General features: G+C 54.6%; 24 protein-coding genes. 13 read left to right on the top strand and 11 right to left on the bottom strand.

The features are described 5' to 3' along the window. Positions 1–91 precede the first annotated feature (91 nt). Complete coding sequence (locus tag ACR0AP_RS08250) at positions 92–574, top strand: ACT domain-containing protein (RefSeq protein ID WP_480506357.1); 483 nt, start codon at positions 92–94, stop codon at positions 572–574. Between the two features lie 9 nt (positions 575–583). On the opposite strand, the gene ACR0AP_RS08255 is transcribed toward ACR0AP_RS08250, so the two are convergent. Further along, positions 584–1,498: an arginase family protein gene (locus tag ACR0AP_RS08255; protein ID WP_480506358.1), complete on the bottom strand. Its 915-nt coding sequence runs from the start codon at positions 1,496–1,498 to the stop codon at positions 584–586. 331 nt (positions 1,499–1,829) lie between these two features. Here ACR0AP_RS08255 and ACR0AP_RS08260 point away from each other — a divergent pair, with 331 nt between their 5' ends. Next, entirely contained in the window at positions 1,830–2,195 is a 366-nt protein-coding gene (locus tag ACR0AP_RS08260; RefSeq protein ID WP_480506359.1) for a VOC family protein, read from the top strand. An 88-nt stretch (positions 2,196–2,283) separates the two neighbouring features. Here ACR0AP_RS08260 and ACR0AP_RS08265 read toward each other — a convergent pair whose 3' ends face one another. Further along, the gene (locus ACR0AP_RS08265; protein WP_480506360.1) at positions 2,284–2,880 is read right to left on the bottom strand and encodes an NUDIX domain-containing protein; all 597 of its coding nucleotides are present in this window, start codon (positions 2,878–2,880) and stop codon (positions 2,284–2,286) included. A gap of 17 nt (positions 2,881–2,897) precedes the next feature. Continuing rightward, positions 2,898–3,725 carry a GNAT family N-acetyltransferase gene (locus ACR0AP_RS08270; protein WP_480506361.1) on the bottom strand — a complete coding sequence of 276 codons (828 nt, stop codon included), beginning with the start codon at positions 3,723–3,725 and terminating at the stop codon, positions 2,898–2,900. A 329-nt stretch (positions 3,726–4,054) separates the two neighbouring features. Here ACR0AP_RS08270 and ACR0AP_RS08275 point away from each other — a divergent pair, with 329 nt between their 5' ends. Continuing rightward, on the top strand, positions 4,055–4,954 hold the full coding sequence (locus ACR0AP_RS08275) for a LysR substrate-binding domain-containing protein (RefSeq protein WP_480506362.1): 900 nt from the start codon (positions 4,055–4,057) through the stop codon (positions 4,952–4,954). Between the two features lie 22 nt (positions 4,955–4,976). Here ACR0AP_RS08275 and ACR0AP_RS08280 read toward each other — a convergent pair whose 3' ends face one another. Then, positions 4,977–5,429 carry an Lrp/AsnC family transcriptional regulator gene (locus ACR0AP_RS08280; protein WP_480506363.1) on the bottom strand — a complete coding sequence of 151 codons (453 nt, stop codon included), beginning with the start codon at positions 5,427–5,429 and terminating at the stop codon, positions 4,977–4,979. A 123-nt stretch (positions 5,430–5,552) separates the two neighbouring features. On the opposite strand from ACR0AP_RS08280, the gene ACR0AP_RS08285 reads away from it, so the two are divergent. From ACR0AP_RS08285 to ACR0AP_RS08305, 5 genes are all read left to right on the top strand, one after another. After that, positions 5,553–6,392 (top strand): PhzF family phenazine biosynthesis protein, encoded by an 840-nt coding sequence (locus tag ACR0AP_RS08285; protein ID WP_480506364.1) that lies wholly within the window; start codon positions 5,553–5,555, stop codon positions 6,390–6,392. Next, the gene (locus ACR0AP_RS08290; RefSeq protein WP_480506365.1) at positions 6,389–6,766 is read left to right on the top strand and encodes a nuclear transport factor 2 family protein; all 378 of its coding nucleotides are present in this window, start codon (positions 6,389–6,391) and stop codon (positions 6,764–6,766) included. The genes ACR0AP_RS08285 and ACR0AP_RS08290 overlap by 4 nt, the downstream gene beginning before the upstream one ends. Before the next feature lie 107 nt (positions 6,767–6,873). After that, entirely contained in the window at positions 6,874–7,272 is a 399-nt protein-coding gene (locus tag ACR0AP_RS08295) for a RidA family protein (protein WP_480506366.1), read from the top strand. 12 nt (positions 7,273–7,284) lie between these two features. Then, positions 7,285–7,881 (top strand): LysE family translocator, encoded by a 597-nt coding sequence (locus ACR0AP_RS08300; protein ID WP_480506367.1) that lies wholly within the window; start codon positions 7,285–7,287, stop codon positions 7,879–7,881. A gap of 126 nt (positions 7,882–8,007) precedes the next feature. Then, on the top strand, positions 8,008–8,544 hold the full coding sequence (locus ACR0AP_RS08305; protein ID WP_480506368.1) for an AAA family ATPase: 537 nt from the start codon (positions 8,008–8,010) through the stop codon (positions 8,542–8,544). A gap of 182 nt (positions 8,545–8,726) precedes the next feature. Here ACR0AP_RS08305 and ACR0AP_RS08310 read toward each other — a convergent pair whose 3' ends face one another. Beyond that, entirely contained in the window at positions 8,727–9,320 is a 594-nt protein-coding gene (locus ACR0AP_RS08310; protein ID WP_480489031.1) for a TetR/AcrR family transcriptional regulator, read from the bottom strand. Between the two features lie 103 nt (positions 9,321–9,423). On the opposite strand from ACR0AP_RS08310, the gene ACR0AP_RS08315 reads away from it, so the two are divergent. Both ACR0AP_RS08315 and ACR0AP_RS08320 read left to right on the top strand, forming a co-directional pair. Next, on the top strand, positions 9,424–9,849 hold the full coding sequence (locus ACR0AP_RS08315; protein WP_170728043.1) for a VOC family protein: 426 nt from the start codon (positions 9,424–9,426) through the stop codon (positions 9,847–9,849). Positions 9,850–10,232: 383 nt separating this feature from the next. Beyond that, a complete protein-coding gene (locus tag ACR0AP_RS08320) occupies positions 10,233–11,003 on the top strand; it encodes a VOC family protein (protein ID WP_480489033.1) in 771 nt (256 codons plus the stop codon). 249 nt (positions 11,004–11,252) lie between these two features. On the opposite strand, the gene ACR0AP_RS08325 is transcribed toward ACR0AP_RS08320, so the two are convergent. Next, entirely contained in the window at positions 11,253–11,483 is a 231-nt protein-coding gene (locus tag ACR0AP_RS08325) for a hypothetical protein (protein WP_480489035.1), read from the bottom strand. A gap of 97 nt (positions 11,484–11,580) precedes the next feature. Then, on the bottom strand, positions 11,581–13,173 hold the full coding sequence (locus tag ACR0AP_RS08330; RefSeq protein ID WP_170683955.1) for a tetratricopeptide repeat protein: 1,593 nt from the start codon (positions 13,171–13,173) through the stop codon (positions 11,581–11,583). A 163-nt stretch (positions 13,174–13,336) separates the two neighbouring features. On the opposite strand from ACR0AP_RS08330, the gene ACR0AP_RS08335 reads away from it, so the two are divergent. Both ACR0AP_RS08335 and ACR0AP_RS08340 read left to right on the top strand, forming a co-directional pair. Beyond that, the gene (locus ACR0AP_RS08335; protein ID WP_170451072.1) at positions 13,337–13,648 is read left to right on the top strand and encodes a hypothetical protein; all 312 of its coding nucleotides are present in this window, start codon (positions 13,337–13,339) and stop codon (positions 13,646–13,648) included. 20 nt (positions 13,649–13,668) lie between these two features. Beyond that, positions 13,669–14,268: an HdeD family acid-resistance protein gene (locus tag ACR0AP_RS08340; RefSeq protein WP_480506369.1), complete on the top strand. Its 600-nt coding sequence runs from the start codon at positions 13,669–13,671 to the stop codon at positions 14,266–14,268. A 67-nt stretch (positions 14,269–14,335) separates the two neighbouring features. On the opposite strand, the gene ACR0AP_RS08345 is transcribed toward ACR0AP_RS08340, so the two are convergent. From ACR0AP_RS08345 to ACR0AP_RS08360, 4 genes are all read right to left on the bottom strand, one after another. Beyond that, on the bottom strand, positions 14,336–14,833 hold the full coding sequence (locus ACR0AP_RS08345; protein WP_480506370.1) for a DUF6653 family protein: 498 nt from the start codon (positions 14,831–14,833) through the stop codon (positions 14,336–14,338). Between the two features lie 93 nt (positions 14,834–14,926). Further along, the gene (locus ACR0AP_RS08350; RefSeq protein WP_480506371.1) at positions 14,927–15,304 is read right to left on the bottom strand and encodes a nuclear transport factor 2 family protein; all 378 of its coding nucleotides are present in this window, start codon (positions 15,302–15,304) and stop codon (positions 14,927–14,929) included. A 39-nt stretch (positions 15,305–15,343) separates the two neighbouring features. Beyond that, positions 15,344–16,273, bottom strand: coding sequence for a DMT family transporter (locus ACR0AP_RS08355; RefSeq protein ID WP_480506372.1), 930 nt, complete (start codon positions 16,271–16,273; stop codon positions 15,344–15,346). Beyond that, entirely contained in the window at positions 16,273–17,223 is a 951-nt protein-coding gene (locus tag ACR0AP_RS08360) for a glutathione S-transferase family protein (protein ID WP_480506373.1), read from the bottom strand. The genes ACR0AP_RS08355 and ACR0AP_RS08360 overlap by 1 nt, the downstream gene beginning before the upstream one ends. A 115-nt stretch (positions 17,224–17,338) precedes the next feature. Here ACR0AP_RS08360 and ACR0AP_RS08365 point away from each other — a divergent pair, with 115 nt between their 5' ends. After that, entirely contained in the window at positions 17,339–18,259 is a 921-nt protein-coding gene (locus ACR0AP_RS08365; RefSeq protein ID WP_480506374.1) for a LysR family transcriptional regulator, read from the top strand. The last annotated feature ends 241 nt before the right edge of the window (positions 18,260–18,500 follow it).

Consider the following 18,500-nt stretch of genomic DNA (forward strand, 5'->3'; position numbering starts at 1 on the left):
GACCGATGCTGCGCTTCGCACGAATGTCTGCTTCTCAAGGTAGGGCTAAAACGCAATACAAGACGCATGCAGGAAACTCCCGGAGACATACATGAAGTTGTTTAGAAACGACGCAATCAGAGACTTGTGGAAGCAATCCCGGTTGATTGTTTGGCCCGGCGTCTATCGTATGGCGAGCTTCGACCCAAAGGACCGAGCAAGTGCTTTACACTTAATTTCGCAAACCCCAACCACCGAGCATTATGTGTCATTGATCTGCGATCAACACGAAGTGGCTGTTATCTTGCCCGAAAAGGTCTGGAAGCAATATGAGGTATCAGCAGTTTGTCGCGACAGCTACGGGCCACTCGCCTGCCTGACTTTCGACGTGCCACTCGATATCGAAGTTGCGGGCTACCTTCAGCCAGCCGTTAACTGCCTGGCGAACGCCGGGCTATCGATAGTTCCACAATGTGCGCTGATCTACGATCATATTCTGGTCAACGAAAAAGACCGTGATTCAGCAATAACAGCTTTGACTGAACTGCGGAAAAGTGCGTTGTCCGCTGCACCTGATGTACTAACTGGCCAATAATTGCCATCTTTAACTATGCGATTTTGCAAATACCCGCTGAACTGCTTCAATGATTTTGTGTCCATCGATCAAGTTGGGATCGTTGTCGGGATTATAATCTGACATCGAAACCCCGACTAGCGCTTCGGCCTGAACGAATGGCCTGACCAATGTTTCGAACTCAGCCCAGGTCAAACCGTTTGGCATCAGATAGTCTGCGGAAGGAAGTACATTCTCATCCATCACATCCCAGTCGATGTGAAGCCAGAATTTCGTTTCCATACGATGAAGATAGCGTAGCTTCTCTTTGGCCACATGCTCGGCCCTCTTGTGACGCAGATCATGGACGTTGCAGTGCTTCAACCGCCCACAAAAATCCATTGGCATCAGGGAGCCGTCAGCACGAGCCAAATCTTCATCTCTATATGCCAGAAGAACAAGTTCTTCTGGCTCAAGCAAAGCCTCTGCACCCATAGACTCGGCCAGTTGCGGTGGCCCATAGCCAAGCAGAATTGCTGCGGGCATATCGGCACAAAGACCTTCTGGGGATGTTTCCCCGGTGTACAAATCCATGTGTCCATCTATGTATACGACGGCAACGTTATCGTGAGTGTCCTTCGCTCCGGCCACCGCCCCCATGACCATTGAGCAGCATCCGCCCTGAACCACTGGGATATCACCTGCTTTTATGATTTTCCCGATTTGATCACGCGCTTCCCGTGTCAGGTGCTCCACAGAAGCATAGTCGATAATTCCGGTAACTGGGTCACGCGTGGTATCCAGTATGCGCACCGGCAGGTCATTCAAGTCACTTCCCGCACCTAATGCTTCACGCAATCCCAAACGCCGAAGAACCATGGGAGCAAGGCTGCACCCGGCCGGAGTTCCCTCGCAATCTATTGGCGCGCCAATCAGAACGAACTGCGATTTGTTTTTTTCTGCCATCGAAATCACTTACCTGAATTCACTTGCTCCAAAGGCAAAACCGAAAGTCCAAAGCTGGAGACTGGCGTCAATAGTGTGTCAATCTTAAGTTTGTCTCTGGAAGGGGTGATACCGGAAAAGTGGACATTGGAGCAACCGCAGCGAAATGGCGCTTTGTCCGCAGACTGTGAGTTCGTGCACCCTGAAAATTTGCGCCTGCAGCGAACGGCCGGTTCGACGGGCCGCACCGCAGCGGCGACATGTGTCGATGAACGTCCGCTTCGGGCCGCTAATCAAGTCTCACGGTGTGTAGTAGTGTGCTCCGAGGGCATGATCGGGTTTGAATTCGACGATGGAAAAAGTATTAGGATTTGGAGGATTTTTCTTTCGGGCAGAAGACCCTGCCACCTTGGCCGTTTGGTATCGTGACAATTTGGGAATTGATCTCGTTCCCAATGATTATGAAACGCCGTGTTGGACGCAAGAAGCAGGCGAGACAGTGTTTGCCCCGTTCGAAAAAGTAACAGAGTATTTCGGGAATCAGGAAAAGGCATTTATGCTGAATTTTCGTGTTAGTGACATCGATAGAATGATCGCACAGCTCGAATCTAAGGGTGTGGAAGTCCGCCGAGATCCAAATTCACCTTATCCGAATGGCAAATTCGCATGGCTCAATGATCCGGAAGGAAATCCTATAGAGCTCTGGGAGCCAGCTTAGCCTCCAGGGCGAGCAATCATAAAACTTCGCAATGCTCGAATTTTCCGTCTTAGGACCTGGGGTTTGGATTAAGAACAGGGGATTCTTCTCAGCTGCCGCCAGTCCTCGTCAGCTTTTCGATCATCAGTTGCTGTAGAAGAATGATGGTCTTTGCATCCCGAATTTCGCCCTCGGTAATCATCTGCATCGCGTCCATTAGTGGAATGTGCATAACTTCAATGTCCTCTCCTTCGTCGAAAGAACCACCCCCTTGCCCCTTTTTATCAGAGCGTGAATACGTACCTTTGAAGAAAGACAGAAACTCCGTGACTGAGCCTGGGCTCATGTAGACGTCAAACAAGTGGATGAGTTTGTCGATCTGATAACCGGTTTCTTCTTCAAGCTCTTTACGCATTCGCTCATCGGCCTGAGCGCCGCCAAGCAACCCAGCGGGGGTTTCGATCAGCCCATCAATCCCTCCATTGAGGAAAACTGGCAATCGGAACTGACGCGTGAGCAATACTTGATCTGTATCCGGGTTGTGCAACAGGCAAGTCGCCCCGTTGCCGCGATCATAGGCTTCTCGTGTTTGGCGCTGCCATTGGCCATTCTGGCGACGCAATTCAAACTCGTATTTGGTTAGAACGCCCCAATCATTTGCCAGAATTTGCTCTGAAACCGGGCGAAAAATCTGGCTTTCGGGCATTTTCCCGCTCCGATTCGTCATAGGTTCATGCTCAATTCAAATTGGCGGACTGTCGGTACAGCTACGACACTTCCAAGAAACGACTGGAACTCTGTTGATGTGACGTCGATGTTGAGTAGGCGAAGCGTGCCGCCAGCCTGACATGTGTGGAGCAATGAGCTGGCGATCCCTTCGCGTCTTCGGTCTTGGCGAACGCAAATTTGGGCAAGGGTATTGTTTGTTGGCAAAATGACCGCATAGGCCGCCAGACCAAGGTTATCGGATATGGCCCAGCATTGTGCTTCATAAGCTACGGCGCTGACGGACGCGATGTCGTTTTGCCAGGAGGGTTCCAATTCGATCATTGCGGTGGCGTCGCTCTGAATCTCCCTCCAGGGTACCTTTCGCACCATACCAGGAGCATCGGTACTCGGCAGCGGTGGAACGTCATAACACTGCAGAGTCCGGGCAGCTTTCATTCCCAGAGAAGCGTACAACTCATATGCCTTGCTGTTATCGGCCATTACCTCGGTCTGGAAACTTTCCGTGTCTTGTTGTCGAAGGTGCACAAGGCAATCATCCGCCAATCTTCGTGCCAATCTCAACCGTCGGAACGCAGGAACTGTGCCGCTTGCAACCAGATAGCCGCGGCGACCGCGCAAAGACACCAACCAAATGGCAGCGATTTGCCTTTCAACAATCGCAAGCCGCGAGGCTTGGCGATCATATCCCCTCTGCTTCAACATGAATGCAAATGACTGCCGGGTCAGTTGCATTGGGACTGTGTAGTCCGAAAACGCGCTGTTCATTACCAGGCGCAAATCCTCAAGTGAGACGTGTTCAGCCGATACGATCTTTGCGTCCATAAATTGTCCAATTTAATAGGTTGAAACAACCACTCTAACTTAACAACGCTTTCGCACTACCAGGATGATCGTTGAAAGTAACACCTTTCAGGGAGCGCTGGATAATCCATGCCAATGTCCCTTTTCATGTGGCCTGACCAGTGTTGAAACTCGCCTGGGTGAACAGTTTTGTCCCGGTAGGTTGCATTAACCAGAGTCAAAAAGTTTTGAAAATACGTGAGCAGTCTCATATGGTCCCCACATTCATTGAATTGATGGCTGTCATACGTTTGACCGGTTGAATGGGCTTAAAACAAACAAAACAGAGCCAAAGAGCATAAGGAGATTGAATGGCTTCCCGAGGTGATCTTCCGCCACTGGCTGCAATTCGGGTTTTTGAGGAGGCCGCGAGGAGCAAGAACTTCACGGTTGCCGCAGACAAGCTTGGGATGACCCAGGCTGCTGTCAGCTATCAGATCAAGATCCTTGAGGAGCGGGTTGGCGCACCACTCTTCCATCGAGAGGCACGTGGAGTTTCCCTGACAGATATTGGGGCAGGTTTCGCAGAAAAGGCGACCGACGCGCTCAACGTTCTGAGTGACGCATTTGCCGAGGCCAAAGGCGTTTCTCAGGAAACGCTTGCAATCAGCGTCATTCCAACATTTGCCACCAATTTTCTGGCACAGCACTTGGGGGGATTTCAGGTGGAAAATCCCAATATTGCGGTGCGGGTGGAAGTGAGTGAAACCCTGACAGATTTTGTCTCCAGCGGTTTCGACGTCGCCATTCGCGGTGGCAAAGGCAACTGGCGTGGACTTTCGAGCCATTTACTAATCCAAACCCGTTTTACCCCAATGCTGAGCAAGGATCTGGCTGAAAGCATAGGCGGCGTTCATGATCCCAAGGACCTAATGCGTCTTCACATTCTGTCGCCGTCTGATCCCTGGTGGAACCGTTGGCTTGCAGAGGCGGGATTGGAGAGGCCGGAACTGTCAGACGAAATCCGCCAACATTTCGGCCCGCAGGTATTGGAAGCCAACGCCGCCATGTCAGGTCAGGGTGTCGCAATGCTAACACCTGCGTTTTTCAAGGATGAGCTTGCAAGCGGGCGGTTGACCCAACCTTTCGATCTGACTTGTGAAGATGGATCAGGCTATTGGCTTGTCTACCCCGAGAGCCACCGCAATTCGCAGAAGATACGGCGGTTCAGGAAATGGCTGGAAGCAAAGACCAAGGACTGGCGATCCTAGGTGCCAAAAGCCGTTCCGAGATCTAGGGTTGGTCGAGGGGCGGCAACCTGTGCTCGAAGATTGAAGACTTTATGATCGATGTATTGGTCTCGGCTCGGTCGTGGAAGGGCAGAAGGATATCGTCGAGTTCGCTGATCTCTTTCAAAAGTAGCCGTGCGACATAACAATCGTCGCCAGTGACCCTGTCACATGACATAAAGCGAGGCTGCTCCTCGATCATCTTCTCTACAATGTGAAGCTGCCCACTTCTTGGTTTGATCCTGACAAGAGCCTGGATTGTATAGCCAAAACGTTTCAAATCGATCCGGGCACCAAAGCCCGTGACGTATCCGCTTTCCTGAAGGTGGCGCAGGCGTTCTCCGACGGCAGGGCCGGAGAGATCTACGTTCTTTCCAATGTTTGCGAGGCTGGTACGGCCATAAGAATCGAGAAGCTCTACGATTCGGCAGTCTGTTTGGTCCAGTTCTTTCGACATGAAGGAAGTTTAGAGAATCGGACAATGATGTGAAAGAAGATTTTCAATTTGCCCTTCATCAGTGCTGGGACAGAACCCAGTTCCTTCCGATAGTTTGCCGCAAGCAGAATTAAGGAGACAAACATGGATATCCAACGTATAGCGGCATTTAGCCAAGGATCGGAAGGCGGCAATCCGGCAGGTGTTGTGTTGTTGGAAAGTGAAGCCAGTGCCGAGGAAATGGCCCGGGTCGCAGCTGAGGTCGGGTATTCAGAGACTGCGTTTGCCGTCGCGCAGGATGACGGAGGAAAGAATTGGCGCGTTCGTTATTTCTCCCCTGAATCTGAGGTTCCATTTTGTGGCCATGCGACAATTGCATTGGGCGCCGCGCTCGGGCGACATAGTGGGGCCGGCACCTATTCCCTGACCCTGAATGACGCCACGATCACGGTGGATACGGACACGACACCCGACGGCGTGGTGGCCACCCTGTCATCACCACCGACCAAAAGCCGCGCACTGACAGACGCAGAAACGCGCGATATCCTGGCGCTCTTTGATCTGACGGTGGATGACCTTGATCCACGCCTAGCCCCGGCTCATATCCATGGCGGCGCCGATCATGTCGTGCTGCCACTAAAAAGTCGAACCCGATTGGCTTCAATGACATATGATCTCGATAAGGGACGGCAGGTGATGCGCGATCATGATCTGGTCACAGTGATGCTTGTCTTCATAGAGACCGATCAGACATTCGTTGCGCGCAATGCATTCGCTTCGGGGGGTGTTCTGGAAGACCCGGCAACGGGCGCAGCGGCGGCGGCCTTTGCAGGGTATCTGCGTGATAGCAACTGGCCACATGGGGGTGAATTCACGATCCGCCAGGGTGAAGACATGGGAAGTCCTTCACTAATCAAAGTGTCGTTGGATGACGTCAGAGGAAACTCGGTGCGGGTATCCGGTACTGCGCGAGACATAATATGAGCGACCTTCCCGACGCAATTGCAGCCTACATCGAGGCCTACAACCAGATGGATGTGGCTGGTATGATCGCATGCCTTTCTGATGACGTGGTGTTTCGAAACATCGTCGACGCAGATGTAACGATCGAAACGTCAGGGAAACAGGCCTTTTCCGAGTTGGCCGCTGCAGGTGTGCAAGCGTTCAAAACCCGTCAGCAAACGGTAACAAACATGATTTCGGTCGGGACCGTCACCTTGGTCGAGATCGACTACACGGCAGTGGTTTCGGCCGATCTTCCCAACGGGTGGAAAGCAGGGCAGCAGCTGCGATTCCGAGGCGCATCTGCGTTTCGCGTCGAAGACGGTCGGATCGTCAGTGTTACCGATCAGAGCTGAGCGAGCCAAAAAATCCATTGATGTCATGCACTGACGTTTTGTTGGCGCAGATGTTCGTCTTGCCCCAAGTTTTGGTGACAACACTGTGAACACGCAAAGGAACTCAGATGATCAAACGTTTGGCTCCGGCCTCGCTGCGCGTTGTACCGGAACAGTATCAAGGTATCTATGTGCACGGCACCCAGATCACTGCTCCGCGGTCGTTTTTGTTTTTTTCAGGACAAATCGGGGTCTCTCCGGATGGCAAAACTCATACGGGATTCGAGCAGCAATGCCATCAGGCAATGGACAATGTTGAGGCACTTCTCAAAGACGTCGATCTGGACACGTCCAACATTCTGCGCGTTGTTTACTATGTCACCGACGCGGTTTTCCTGCCCGAGCTTTCCAAATTGCGTCAGGCCCGTTGGAACCGAGGGCACCCGCCGGCGGTGACTACGCTGGTCGTTGCTGCCCTCGCAGCACCAGATCTTCTCGTTGAAATCGAAGTTACTGCGGCCCGTTGACCTGGATGACACATGCCGGATCAGATTTGGGCTCTTATACTCTTTGCGCTAATTGCCACCGGCTCTCCCGGCGGGGCAACAGCGCTTGCAACAGCGTCTGGCGCGCGGTTTGGCTATCGGCAAAGCCTGCCTTTGATTTTGGGGATCGCCATTGCACTCGCGCTGCTGGTGGCCGTGTCCGGAACCGGTCTTGCGGCCACGCTGCAATCTACGCCTTTTCTGAGTTCTGCTATCAAAGCAATCGGGTCAGCGTACCTTGTTTGGCTGGCACTGAAAATTGGGTTGGCCGGATCACCTTCGGCCACGCGCTTAAGCGAGGCACAACCCATGAGTTTCCTCGTCGGGGCGGCGCTGTTGCTTGTCAATCCAAAGGCTTGGGCGATGGCGGTGGGAGTCGCTTCATCTTTCTCCAACTTGGTCTCAGATCCCTTTTTGCTTGGCAGCATTCTTGCCGCTGTGTTTCTGGCGTGCGCTTGTGTTTCCCTGTCGCTTTGGGTTTTGGCAGGAGGGTTCATCGCAGATTTATTGCGTACTGACCGTCATTGGCACATCTTCAATGGAGCAATGGCGACACTCCTATTGGTTTCGATCCTACAGCTTTGGATTTAAGGGAAATGAGTTCACAGCTTTATCGGGCCGCACTGTCGTAGGTGGGACTAAAGCCTTATCATAGCCTGAAATATCACTGCGTTTTCAAACGTGATCATGAATTGAATAGATGACGAGGTTTGATCCTTGAGAAATGGGTTCATCTTGCTGACGGGTTGTTCAGGTGGTGGAAAATCCACGCTTCTCGATGCCTTGAGTGAGCGTGGTTTCGCGACCGTATCGGAACCGGGTCGGCGTATCGTAGAGGAAGAAATTGCTGGTGACGGCAAAGCCCTGCCTTGGAGAAACATGAAAGCCTTCGCCATGCGCGCCGTCGAAATCGCTCGATCTGACTTAGAAGCGGCTCGACAACATCAAGGTTCAGTGTTTTTTGACAGGGGGCTCATTGATGCGGCGGTTGCATTAGAATACTCGCGCGGACCATCGCTAGGTGAAACGATTGGAAAAGCCCGTGTTTACTCCGAGCCTGTATTCTTGTTTCCACCTTGGAAAGAGATTTTCGAAAGTGACGCTGAACGCAAACATGATTTTCAAGCTGCGGTAGAAGAGTATCATCGCATAGAATGTGCTTTGAATGACCTTGGTTACGAGGTTTTAGTTTTACCAAAGGTATCCGTGAACGAACGGGTTGAATTCGTGCTGGATGAAAGTGGAATTACTTAGTTCGGATGACTGCTTGGTGCGCGATTTGGTCATCAAAAAGCTCTGAGAATTTCGCGCGAGCGCCAATGTCCGCAATGCGGGCTGCGACCACAGCATGTGACCGGCCGGTGAATGACCTGTTTGGGCCGAGTAACTCACGGAAGAAAGGGTAGGGACCCATACTGCGGGGCTTCCGAGGTCTGCTAGTTGCCCTTGAGTACTTCACCAATCAAATGGTTCATAACCTCCTTGTAGACCTCCGGATCGCCCCCATAGGCGATCTCAAGAGCGGCGCGATCAAACGCGGCCGACAACAAATTAGTCAAAGCATCGATCTGTTTTGGTGAATGCTTAGGAAGAGCCCGCGAAAGCCCTTCACGAAGTTCCTCTGTTCCATTGGCCCGGGTCAACGCGACAGCGGTGCTGTGCCCTAATACCGCTGGGGCCTCTTCCATCAGGAGGCGCACCCGACCTGGAACCAACATCGCATCAAAAAAGGCATTCGATCCTGCCATCATGGCCTGTTCGGGATCGGCCACATTGCGCGTTTCCTGGTCAATATGGTGTGAGATTGCTTTGGCCTCCTCTTCTGCGACGGCGCGGAAAAGGTCAGCCTTGTCCTTGAAATGATGATACAGCGCGCCGCGGGTGACGCTGGCTTTACGTACGATGTCTGGGGTTGCAGTGTCGGCAAATCCCGAATCCACAAACAATTTGCGGGCAGCCTCTACGAGTTTGGCACGCGTTTCGGCGCGTCGGTCTGCCTGGCTGCGTCGGGCGGGTTTTTCTGGGGGCAAATTTAACGGCTCCGAATATCACTACAAGCACCTTACATACATCTTGCATGTATTTGCAAATTGATGATACATACAAAGTGCATGTAAGTTAAGGAGATCAAAAATGCGTGTCACTCAATATTATCCGGTCATTCAGTCTGAGACGGTTTCTGAGACGGCAGAGTTCTATAAACGTCACTTTGGCTTCCGCGCAGCGTTCGAGGCGGATTGGTATGTGCATCTACAAAGTGAAGCGGATCCGTCGGTCAATCTCGCGATCGTCCAGTCGGACCACGAGACGATCCCGGAGGTTTCCCGCGGTGCGTCTAAGGGCATGATCCTCAATTTTGAAGTCGAGGATGTCGACAAAGTGGATGAACGACTTCGGTCGGAAGGAGTTCCGGTGGCAAAGTCACTTGTGAGCGAGCCGTTTGGCCAACGCCATGCGATATATCGCGATCCAAACGGGGTACTGATTGATGTTATCACTCAGATCCCACCCTCAGAGGAATTCCTGTCTCAATATGCAGCCGACGCGGTACCGTCGTAATTCAGGGTGCCGGATGGCCAGGTTGGTTCGAAGCAGTTGGAACGATTTGCCCGCGTGTAAAGCGACCAATTCTGGACAGATCAGTGGCCTTTGCCGAGTTGGCCACCTTTGGTACTGGGGCGGCCTTATTATCTGTGCCCATGTTCGAACGCTACACCGAACACGGCCGCCTGATACAACCCTTCAGTGAAGCCGTTAACGCTGGTAAATATTGCTTCGCCTAGCCTTCGGATCGCCCCGCAACGGATGCTATGGGTAAATTTGCAGAATGGCTGACCGCCAACGGAGCCACTGAATTAAGTGATTTCACGGACCAGAACCGCGCAAATTGATCTGCATCAATATTTGGACCGCAAACGAGAGTTATGGCGAACGGAAGCAGTTTGGATGAAGTCGCGGTGACAAAAGAAAAAGTTGGCCGAGTTGTCTGGCACGATCTTTTCACGCCTGATGTGGAAGCTTCCAGGTCATTTTACGAAAGCGTGGCAGGTTGGAGCTATATTGTCGAACACGCCACAGATTTCGCATGGGGCGGCGGCCATCGAGATTTTGTCCTCGCCACTCTCGATGGAGAGGCAGGGGCCGGGGTCGTTTCTCAAAATCAGGTGTCCTTTGAAGGCTGGATTCCTTATATTGAGGTCGAAGACGTAGATCAGGCTGCCAAGCTCGCCGCCCATCTCAAAGGATCGGTAGTGAAACCGCCCTTTGAAGTTCCAGGGGTTGGTCAGAACTGCCTCTTGCGTGATCCGCTTGGCGCGTTCTTCGGTATATCTGTTTCGCGTCACGACTATCCTGTCCCCGCTCGTCAGTTTACGCACGAACACTACCTATCTCGCGGCGGCGCATTCCCGGACAACTTCTACCACCAAATGTTCGGATGGAATCTCTCACCTGCTAGAAACGTACCTTCGTCACAGAGACTGATTAGTTTGAATAAGGACGTGTTGGCGATATGTGCAGCGGAACCTGCAGCTCCCAACAACAACGTTGCGTGGGCGCCGGGTGTTCGCGTCCAATTTCTCGAAAACGCGCTCAGCAAGATCAACTCAGGCTCAGGTTCCGTGCTTGCTCGTCATCAGAAAAATAAAAATACTTTTGAGAAGGGTCTGGTATGCGATGCAACTGGGGCATTGTGCTGTGTCGTCCAGAATTGATGCTCGGTCGCAAGGTTCGCAGTCTATTGTCTATAACGGCATCCTCAAGTGGGTCAAAAATCTCAAATCCGATCTTGGTGCTAGCTTTCGCAATCGCAGCGAATACAGGAAAGCGTGCCGCTACCGTCGTGTAAGAGAACTATGCTTAAGGTTCGGGTTGGGGCGATCGCACTTGATAGTTGTTGGAATTGCACACATACAACATCCTGATGAGAGTCGGCGTGGATTGGGTTTGTGAAGTAGGGCCGGCTAATCGAGAAATTCGTCGATGGTCGAGGCGACATCAACCGCGGTTTTTACATCGGACATGCTGGTGTTCTCAAAGGCGCTGCCGCTTTCAACACCTGGCCTGAGCCTCTCATAAATGGATAGGATTTCCTCTTCCAGTTTGGTCGGCTTTTCTTCGGACCAGCTGGCCTTGGTTTTTGCGATGTCCGTTGCGAGTTTCATAAGATCAAGGCGCTGAGGCAGAGTTAGCATTGGTTGGTTCCGGGTCTGTTTGCGATGTCAGGACCAGCCTACGCACAGTGGTCGAACGGGCAGAGTGAGTCACCGTTAAATTCCTGACGGCCGGACCTCAGTCCAGCGCCCCGGTTGCGCGCAGCGCCTCAGTCATTTTCTGTGAGATGTCAGATGGCACATGCCAGATCGCGTAGAGCGTCTGGATAAAACGGTCAACATCGGGAATGTTGGTCTTCAGGGCCAACAGGGTTGAATCCAGGTCGGCGTCCGGTTCCGTGTAAGGGATGCACATAAGCTCAAGCACTTCAGAACCATTCCACATGCCACCACCGACTTTGCGCGCCGCTGAACGCGCGCCGCTGTAATCATCTTTCATGAAACAGATCAGGAACGTGCTTGCGTGGTACCAGCCGGGCGGGTTGGGGCTCAGCTCGATCGCGCGGGCGCTCAGTCTCGCGGCCTGTTCAAGATCGCCGCGCAACGCAAAGCAGGCCGCCAGATCGGCCAACATGTCTGGATAATTCGGATTGGCCCGCAATGCTTTAGCGGCCGCTTCTTCAAAGCTTTCGAACTCTCCACGATGAAAATGGGTCAAAAACAACGCGTGCTGGCCGGTTGCGTTCAGCGGATCCAGAGCGACCGACCGCTGTGCGGCCTCCAGCGCGCGATCAAAGGGCGGGGGGGACTTGCGAAAATTGAACCCGCCGCGCAGTTCGTCGCCGTAGACAATCGCGAGCATCCCCCAGGCGCCGGCATATTCGGGATCAATCTCAACGGCGCGCTCCAGCAGGTCGCGGACCTTCTTGTGTTTTTTAACCGTGGGTTCACGCCAGTATTCGGTGGCCAGCAACCTGCACTGATAGGCATCCAGCGTGTGCGTCTGTGCCCTGCGCTGCACTGCACCTGTTCGATGGATCACTCCGTGGGGTTCCGCGATTTCCGTGGCGATCCGGGCGGCGATATCGTCCTGAATTTCAAATAGGCTGTCCGCGCTCAGGTCGCGGTCATAAGTGTCCGCGGAAACCTGTTGGCCGGTTTCCGCGTCAATAAGCTGGGCGGTGACGCGCAGCTTGTTGTCCCAATGTCGCACGCTGCCTTCGACCAGATATTGGACGTCGAGTTCGCTTCCGACCGCGCGCGGATCGCGGCCGCGGCCGCGAAAGCGAAAGGTGACGTGCCGGGACAGCACGCTCACCTCGCGAAACCGGGCGATGGCCGAGATGATTTCCTCGGTAAACCCATCGGCCAGATATTCCTGCGACGGGTCTCCGCTCAAGTTGTCAAAGGGCATCACGGCCACCGCGACCCGTCCGGTTGCCGCCGGGGGCGTTTCGGCATCGGTCCGGCGTTCGGGGTCAAACGCGATCTCAAAAACCGGGGCGTAGGACCCCTTGGGAATATGTATTCGAACCGGGTCCTCGCGCCCTTCCTGAGCGTAATAGAGATCCAGCCGGCTGCGCATTTTATTGGCCTGAACCCGAACGATCGTGTCGATGGTGGGGTCGAAATCCTCGGGCTTGTCGAAAACGTCAATGCCGATTGCATAGCCTTTCAGCGTCTCGGACCGACCCGCTAGCGCTTCGCCGACAATATGCGACAGAAAGCGGTTCAGGCGCGTGGTATCCGCGAAATGCGGACTGACGAGGACGCGCTTCAACTGTTCCTGAATAGCGCTTGGATCGATGGCAGAGCTTACTTCGGCAAGCATGTTTCCCTCCGTCGCTCAACTTTGTCCGATGACGAGCAGCGCCACAAGACAGCGCGACGGTTTAACCGTGACTCACTCGGATGCGGGCCGTGGATCTGCGAGGGTCTGGGCCATGGCGCTCAAAAGAGCCCAGCAAACATATGACCCATGAAAGGACTGAACCATGACAACATTTTCCGAATTCGTACAGAAAGCCAAAGACGACTATACCCGTGTCGAGGACGAGCTGAAATCGTTCGAACAGAAGGTCAAGGACGCGGGCGACGCGACCGACAAGTGGACCCAGGAGCAGGTGACAAAGCTGCAATCCGATCTGCAGGAAGCAAAAGACAAGGTCACTGACCTTGCCGATCGCATCCAGAAAGAAGGCGAAGACGCTGTGACGGACGCGCATGATCAGGCGAAGAACCATTGGGAAGCCTTGCACGCCGCCGTTGCCGCCTATCGCGATCATCTCGACAAGTCGGTCGCCTGACCCTAATCCTGGAGGTCGACATGACTGATTCAGTTAATGAAACCGTGCCGAAACCCGCGCTCATGGAAGAGGCCGCCGGTTGGCAGCCTCGACCGGTCTGGCTGATTGTGCTCGGCGTCGCCATGCTCTGTGTAGGGCTGTGCGCCGTAGCCTTCCCGCTGATGTCCACGCTGGCCGTCGAAGCCTTTGTCGGCGTGGTCCTGCTGGGCGGAGGCATCGTCACAGCGATTCAGGCATTTGCGGAAAAGGCCTGGAAAGGGTTCTTCTGGCTGTTGGCCATCGGTGTACTGAACGCGCTTGCGGGGCTTATTCTGTTGCTTGATCCGTTCGGCGGCGTTCTGGCACTGACCATTGCGCTTGGCGCGGTCTTTCTGGCCGAAGGCGTGTTGCGGATCGTAATTGCCATTCGGTCTCGTCAGGAGCGATCTATGGCGCTTATGATTGCGTCTGGCGCGATGGCCATTCTGCTTGGCGGCCTGATCCTGACCGGTTTCGTCAATGGCTCGTCCCTTGTTCTGCTGGGGGTTCTTGCTGGCTTGAACCTGATATTCGCCGGTGTGTCCCTGATGTCTTTGGGCCTGTCGCAGCGGTCCTTGGCGCATGGGCGCTCAGAAACTTAAGAGTGTCCCGGCGGACCCGGAATGGCAGGGGCATCTGATGCTCCTGCATTCTGATTTCACAGCGCCGCTATTTTCCTTGCCCGGTGCTCGCCGCTCGGGTGTCTTCAAACAGCCAGACCATGCGGTCCAGAAACCACAGTTTGCTACCCATAGTCAGCAGCAGCCCCAAGAGCGTTGGCCAGATTTGCAGTTGCCAAAGACCCCAGACCAAGGGGCCGATACCAACCGCACTACCAGCGGCCAGAATAAGAGGCACCCAGCGATGCCTTGCAGGGATTGGCGATTTCGCCCGCGCAAGCCAAATCCGTTCCCCAAGCACTCCCTTTGACATCCAGTTATCCGCGTTGCCCGTTTTGCTGAAGGCGCGCGGGTTCCACCATGTCCAGAAGACAACAATCCCGATTGGAACAAGGCACCACCAGCCCAGCCAAAACCGGCTCCAAAAGGCAAGAACGAACAGGGGAGGGATGCTCAGGCGGCTCCAGCCGCTCCACGGGTTTGTGTGCCGGTCCCAGACGTCGTCGGACATCGTCATGAGCTGTTCCAGAATGCTGCGATCGGTCATCGAACCCTCTTCCGAAGCTGGATCGCAATTATGGCCGTTTCTGTCTGTGTCGGCCAGAGCGGCAGGCAATGCGCGCCGCCCTAACCAGGGGCGTCAAAGACCCGAGATATCCACATACACTCGGTATTCCGCGATCCTATCCTCGCGAAAGTTGAACCTTGCAGCAAAGCGCACGTCGTGTGTGCTTTGATCCTTGCGCGTATAGTGTACGGTGCCGTCGCAGAACGCGGTATCGCCGCTGGACCAGATGCCGGTGATGGTATGTTGCATACCCTGGATCGTGGCAAAGAAATCCGCGTTCGCGGCTTGCACGGCTATGCACCCGTCAATCTGTTCAAAATTGCCAAGCTGGAATTGCACGTCTTCGGTGACATGCTCAACAACGCCCGCTTCGTCGAGCGCGTCAACCGCGGTATAAAGGGACGCGATCCGGGGCGCGTGGGCCGCTGTGGTGGGGGCAGTGATTTGCATGTTTTGGTTTCCTTTTCTGTTTGAAAGTTATCGGTGGGTCTAAGTCTGGTTGGCCTGTGACCCTCGATGCAGGACCGTTGGGAGTTTCAGGTGACCGTTGGTGACGGCTAGCCCAAGGAACAGGATTGCAAGGGACCCCAGCAGCCCAAGGCCAAGAGGTTCCCGAAAGACAATTGCCCCGATTGCGATGCCGGAAAGCGTGGCAAAATAGCCGACCTGGGCGAACCCAACGCCATCCGTGCGCCGCTGTACTTCGAAGGTCAGCGCATAGCTGAGCGCAGTGATGGATCCGATGCCGAAGATTGCGCCAAGCAGGGCAGGGGGCACCGAGACGTCGCTGATTGTGGTGCCGCGTCCCAGTATTAGGGCGGAAATCAGCAACAGCTGTGACAGAAGCGTTCCGGTCGCCAGCCCCAACGGATCGCCGCCGGGCGGGTAGGCATAGCTGCGAAAGACGTTGCCGCAGGCCAGAAACAAGGGCCCCAAAAGCGACAGGGCAATCCACGCCGGCTCGACTCCCGACAGGTCAAACCCACCCATGGTGGCAAGGCTGACCCCGGCAAGGCCGATCAGAATACCAACCAGGCGGTGCAACGGCAGCATCCTGCGCGCGATCAGTGCCGTTATCGCAAAGGTAAACAGCGGTGACAGCGTGACGAGGGCGGAATAGAACCCAAGGCTCACATGCTCCAGCACCAGAAACCCGATCACAGCGGGGCCGCTGACACCGAAAACTCCGGCGCCGACATAATAGGGAATGTGCCGCGCGTTGAGCGCCACGCGCTTCTGCGACAGCAAACACAACGCCAACAGCGCGATGCTGGCCAGCAAAACCTGCCAGAACAAAGCGGTCAGAGCTGATATTCCTGCCATCGAGACGAATTTGGACAAAGTGAAACTGACCCCCACCAGGACACCGATGGCCAAGATCAGCGCGGATACAGGGGATCTTCTGACAATATCAGGCATCACGCGGCCCCCATTTCCGGCACATCGGTTAAGCGCAGAGAAGCCGGGCCGATCGGGATAATTCCGCTGGGGTTGATGTGCCGATGGCTGAGGAAGTAGTGCTGACGGATATGGGCCATGTCCACAGTGTCAGCCACGCCCGGCAACCGCATGATGTCGGCCAGATAGCGGGACAGGGCAACATAGTCGCTGATGCGTTTGTAGTCGGTCTTGAAGTGGGTCACATAGACCGGGTCAAACCGCAGAAGTGTCGGAAACAGCTTCAGGTCAACCTCTGTCAGCACGTCTCCGGCTAGGAACCGGCGTTGGCCAAGCGTTTCTTCAATCGCGTCGAGGCAGGCAAAGAGCGCCGTTACGGCCTCGCCATACGCGATCTGGCTGGTTGCAAACCCGGCGCGATAGACGCCTTCGCGGATCGGTGACTGAATTTGTTCGGCGATCCGGTCGATTTCGTCGCAAAGATGGGACGGGCGAAGAACGGGTCCCGCAGCATCGAGAAATTCCGTCTGAAGCATGCGCATGATCTCGGCCGATTCGGTGCTGACGATCCGGCCCGTAACCTTGTCCAGTAGCACAGGCACGCTGATCGGACCCGTGTAATCCGGCTTGGCGTGCTGATAGACTTCGTAAAGGAAGCGGGTGCGTTCTACACCGCTTTGATCGTTGAACAGCGTCTGGTCGATGACCCAGCCGTTTTCCGACATGACCGGGTCCATCCATGTGATGCTGAACGCATTGCGTAAGCCTTTCAAAGTTAGAATCAGATCGATGCCATGACACCAGGGGCAGGCTTTGGACAGGTAAAGGTGGTACCGGCAGGGCGTGTTCGGAAACGCGGCGCCCGGTTGCACGCTGATGTGGCTCGTGAATGGGCTTTGCAGGCGGTGAAAACGACCGTCCGAGGCGAGCGGTCTGTCACGCAGAACTCCGTTGATAAGCATCTTGGGCATGTCAGCCTCCGGCGTTAACAGGACATGCAGATACCTATTAGGCTTTCTATTTGATGATAATCGTGTGAATTTGAAACTTATAGGTGAGAATAATTCGCCCAAAGGATCGCAAAACATGACTGAAATTAGCGCTATCCCCGTTTTTGTTGCTGTGGCGGACCATGGCGGGTTCGCAGCCGCCGCCCGGCATCTGGGTCTTACAAAATCAGCGGTCAGCAAGCGGATCGGCGTGCTGGAGGCCCATCTGGGAACGCAGCTCTTTCATCGGTCGACGCGGTCCATTTCCCTTACCGAGGCGGGCGAAATCTATCTGGCCCACGCGGCGCAGGCGCTTGGCGCAGCGCAGGACGCCGAAGACGCAGTTGCGGCGTTGCAGGGGCAACCGGTTGGATTACTAAGGCTCAGTACACCCATGTCCTTTGGACAACTGCATGTTGCGCCTATGATTGCTGCATTCCTCAGGCAATATCCGGGGATCAGAATCGACCTGACGATGGATGACAAATTTGTCGATCTCGTCGAAGGGGGCATCGACGTGGCCTTACGCGCCGGAACGTTGCCGAACTCGGCCCTGATCGCACGCAAACTCGCCCCGATCCACAGCGTGATTGTCGCTGCGCCGGACTATCTTGCGCAGTTCGGAACGCCAGAAACACCTGAGGATCTTCTGGCGCATTCCTGCCTTCACTACGCCTATTCGCGCGACCCTTCGGAATGGCGCTTAGCCGGGCCCGCGGGTGACATGCGCGTTCAGACATCCGGTGTTCTGCGCGTGAACAACAGTGAAGCCCTGTGCACCGTGCTGCTTGACAGTCTTGGTATCGGTCGCCTGCCGACCTTTATTGCCGGAGCCCACTTGACCAGTGGCCGTCTGGTCAGGGTGCTGCCCGAATATCGCCTGCCTGAGCAGGCGCTATACGCCGTCTTCCCTGAACGAAAGCACATGCCAGCGAAAGTTCGCGCGTTTCTGGATTTCATCGTGGGGCGTATCGGGCGCGACGCACCCTATTGGGATTTGGATGCAGGTCTGCTTTAGGGACAAGGGCCGATGATACTCTAACATTAAACCTGGACCGACCAAGAACACCCAAAGTGCGGGGCAGTCCGGCAATGTCTTCTTCGGGGAATGCTGTAGTGCAGAGTCGGATATTCTTGAACGGCTGGATTGGGCCGGGAATTTGTCCGTTTCGTCAATTTGCGGAATTGGCGACATAAGAAGAGGGTTCGGTACCAACTCTTCGTTCAGTAAGAAACTCTGCAACAGATCCGTGCAGCAA

This window comes from Ruegeria sp. AF7 (assembly GCF_056541885.1).

Bases quoted from the DNA above. Each gene is read 5' to 3' on its own strand.
- ACR0AP_RS08250 (WP_480506357.1), top strand. From the start codon at position 92: ATGAAGTTGTTTAGAAACGACGCAATCAGAGACTTGTGGAAGCAATCC.
- ACR0AP_RS08255 (WP_480506358.1), bottom strand. From the start codon at position 1,498: ATGGCAGAAAAAAACAAATCGCAGTTCGTTCTGATTGGCGCGCCAATA.
- ACR0AP_RS08260 (WP_480506359.1), top strand. From the start codon at position 1,830: ATGGAAAAAGTATTAGGATTTGGAGGATTTTTCTTTCGGGCAGAAGAC.
- ACR0AP_RS08265 (WP_480506360.1), bottom strand. From the start codon at position 2,880: ATGCCCGAAAGCCAGATTTTTCGCCCGGTTTCAGAGCAAATTCTGGCA.
- ACR0AP_RS08270 (WP_480506361.1), bottom strand. From the start codon at position 3,725: ATGGACGCAAAGATCGTATCGGCTGAACACGTCTCACTTGAGGATTTG.
- ACR0AP_RS08275 (WP_480506362.1), top strand. From the start codon at position 4,055: ATGGCTTCCCGAGGTGATCTTCCGCCACTGGCTGCAATTCGGGTTTTT.
- ACR0AP_RS08280 (WP_480506363.1), bottom strand. From the start codon at position 5,429: ATGTCGAAAGAACTGGACCAAACAGACTGCCGAATCGTAGAGCTTCTC.
- ACR0AP_RS08285 (WP_480506364.1), top strand. From the start codon at position 5,553: ATGGATATCCAACGTATAGCGGCATTTAGCCAAGGATCGGAAGGCGGC.
- ACR0AP_RS08290 (WP_480506365.1), top strand. From the start codon at position 6,389: ATGAGCGACCTTCCCGACGCAATTGCAGCCTACATCGAGGCCTACAAC.
- ACR0AP_RS08295 (WP_480506366.1), top strand. From the start codon at position 6,874: ATGATCAAACGTTTGGCTCCGGCCTCGCTGCGCGTTGTACCGGAACAG.
- ACR0AP_RS08300 (WP_480506367.1), top strand. From the start codon at position 7,285: ATGCCGGATCAGATTTGGGCTCTTATACTCTTTGCGCTAATTGCCACC.
- ACR0AP_RS08315 (WP_170728043.1), top strand. From the start codon at position 9,424: ATGCGTGTCACTCAATATTATCCGGTCATTCAGTCTGAGACGGTTTCT.
- ACR0AP_RS08325 (WP_480489035.1), bottom strand. From the start codon at position 11,483: ATGCTAACTCTGCCTCAGCGCCTTGATCTTATGAAACTCGCAACGGAC.
- ACR0AP_RS08330 (WP_170683955.1), bottom strand. From the start codon at position 13,173: ATGCTTGCCGAAGTAAGCTCTGCCATCGATCCAAGCGCTATTCAGGAA.
- ACR0AP_RS08335 (WP_170451072.1), top strand. From the start codon at position 13,337: ATGACAACATTTTCCGAATTCGTACAGAAAGCCAAAGACGACTATACC.
- ACR0AP_RS08340 (WP_480506369.1), top strand. From the start codon at position 13,669: ATGACTGATTCAGTTAATGAAACCGTGCCGAAACCCGCGCTCATGGAA.
- ACR0AP_RS08345 (WP_480506370.1), bottom strand. From the start codon at position 14,833: ATGACCGATCGCAGCATTCTGGAACAGCTCATGACGATGTCCGACGAC.
- ACR0AP_RS08350 (WP_480506371.1), bottom strand. From the start codon at position 15,304: ATGCAAATCACTGCCCCCACCACAGCGGCCCACGCGCCCCGGATCGCG.
- ACR0AP_RS08355 (WP_480506372.1), bottom strand. From the start codon at position 16,273: ATGCCTGATATTGTCAGAAGATCCCCTGTATCCGCGCTGATCTTGGCC.
- ACR0AP_RS08360 (WP_480506373.1), bottom strand. From the start codon at position 17,223: ATGCCCAAGATGCTTATCAACGGAGTTCTGCGTGACAGACCGCTCGCC.
- ACR0AP_RS08365 (WP_480506374.1), top strand. From the start codon at position 17,339: ATGACTGAAATTAGCGCTATCCCCGTTTTTGTTGCTGTGGCGGACCAT.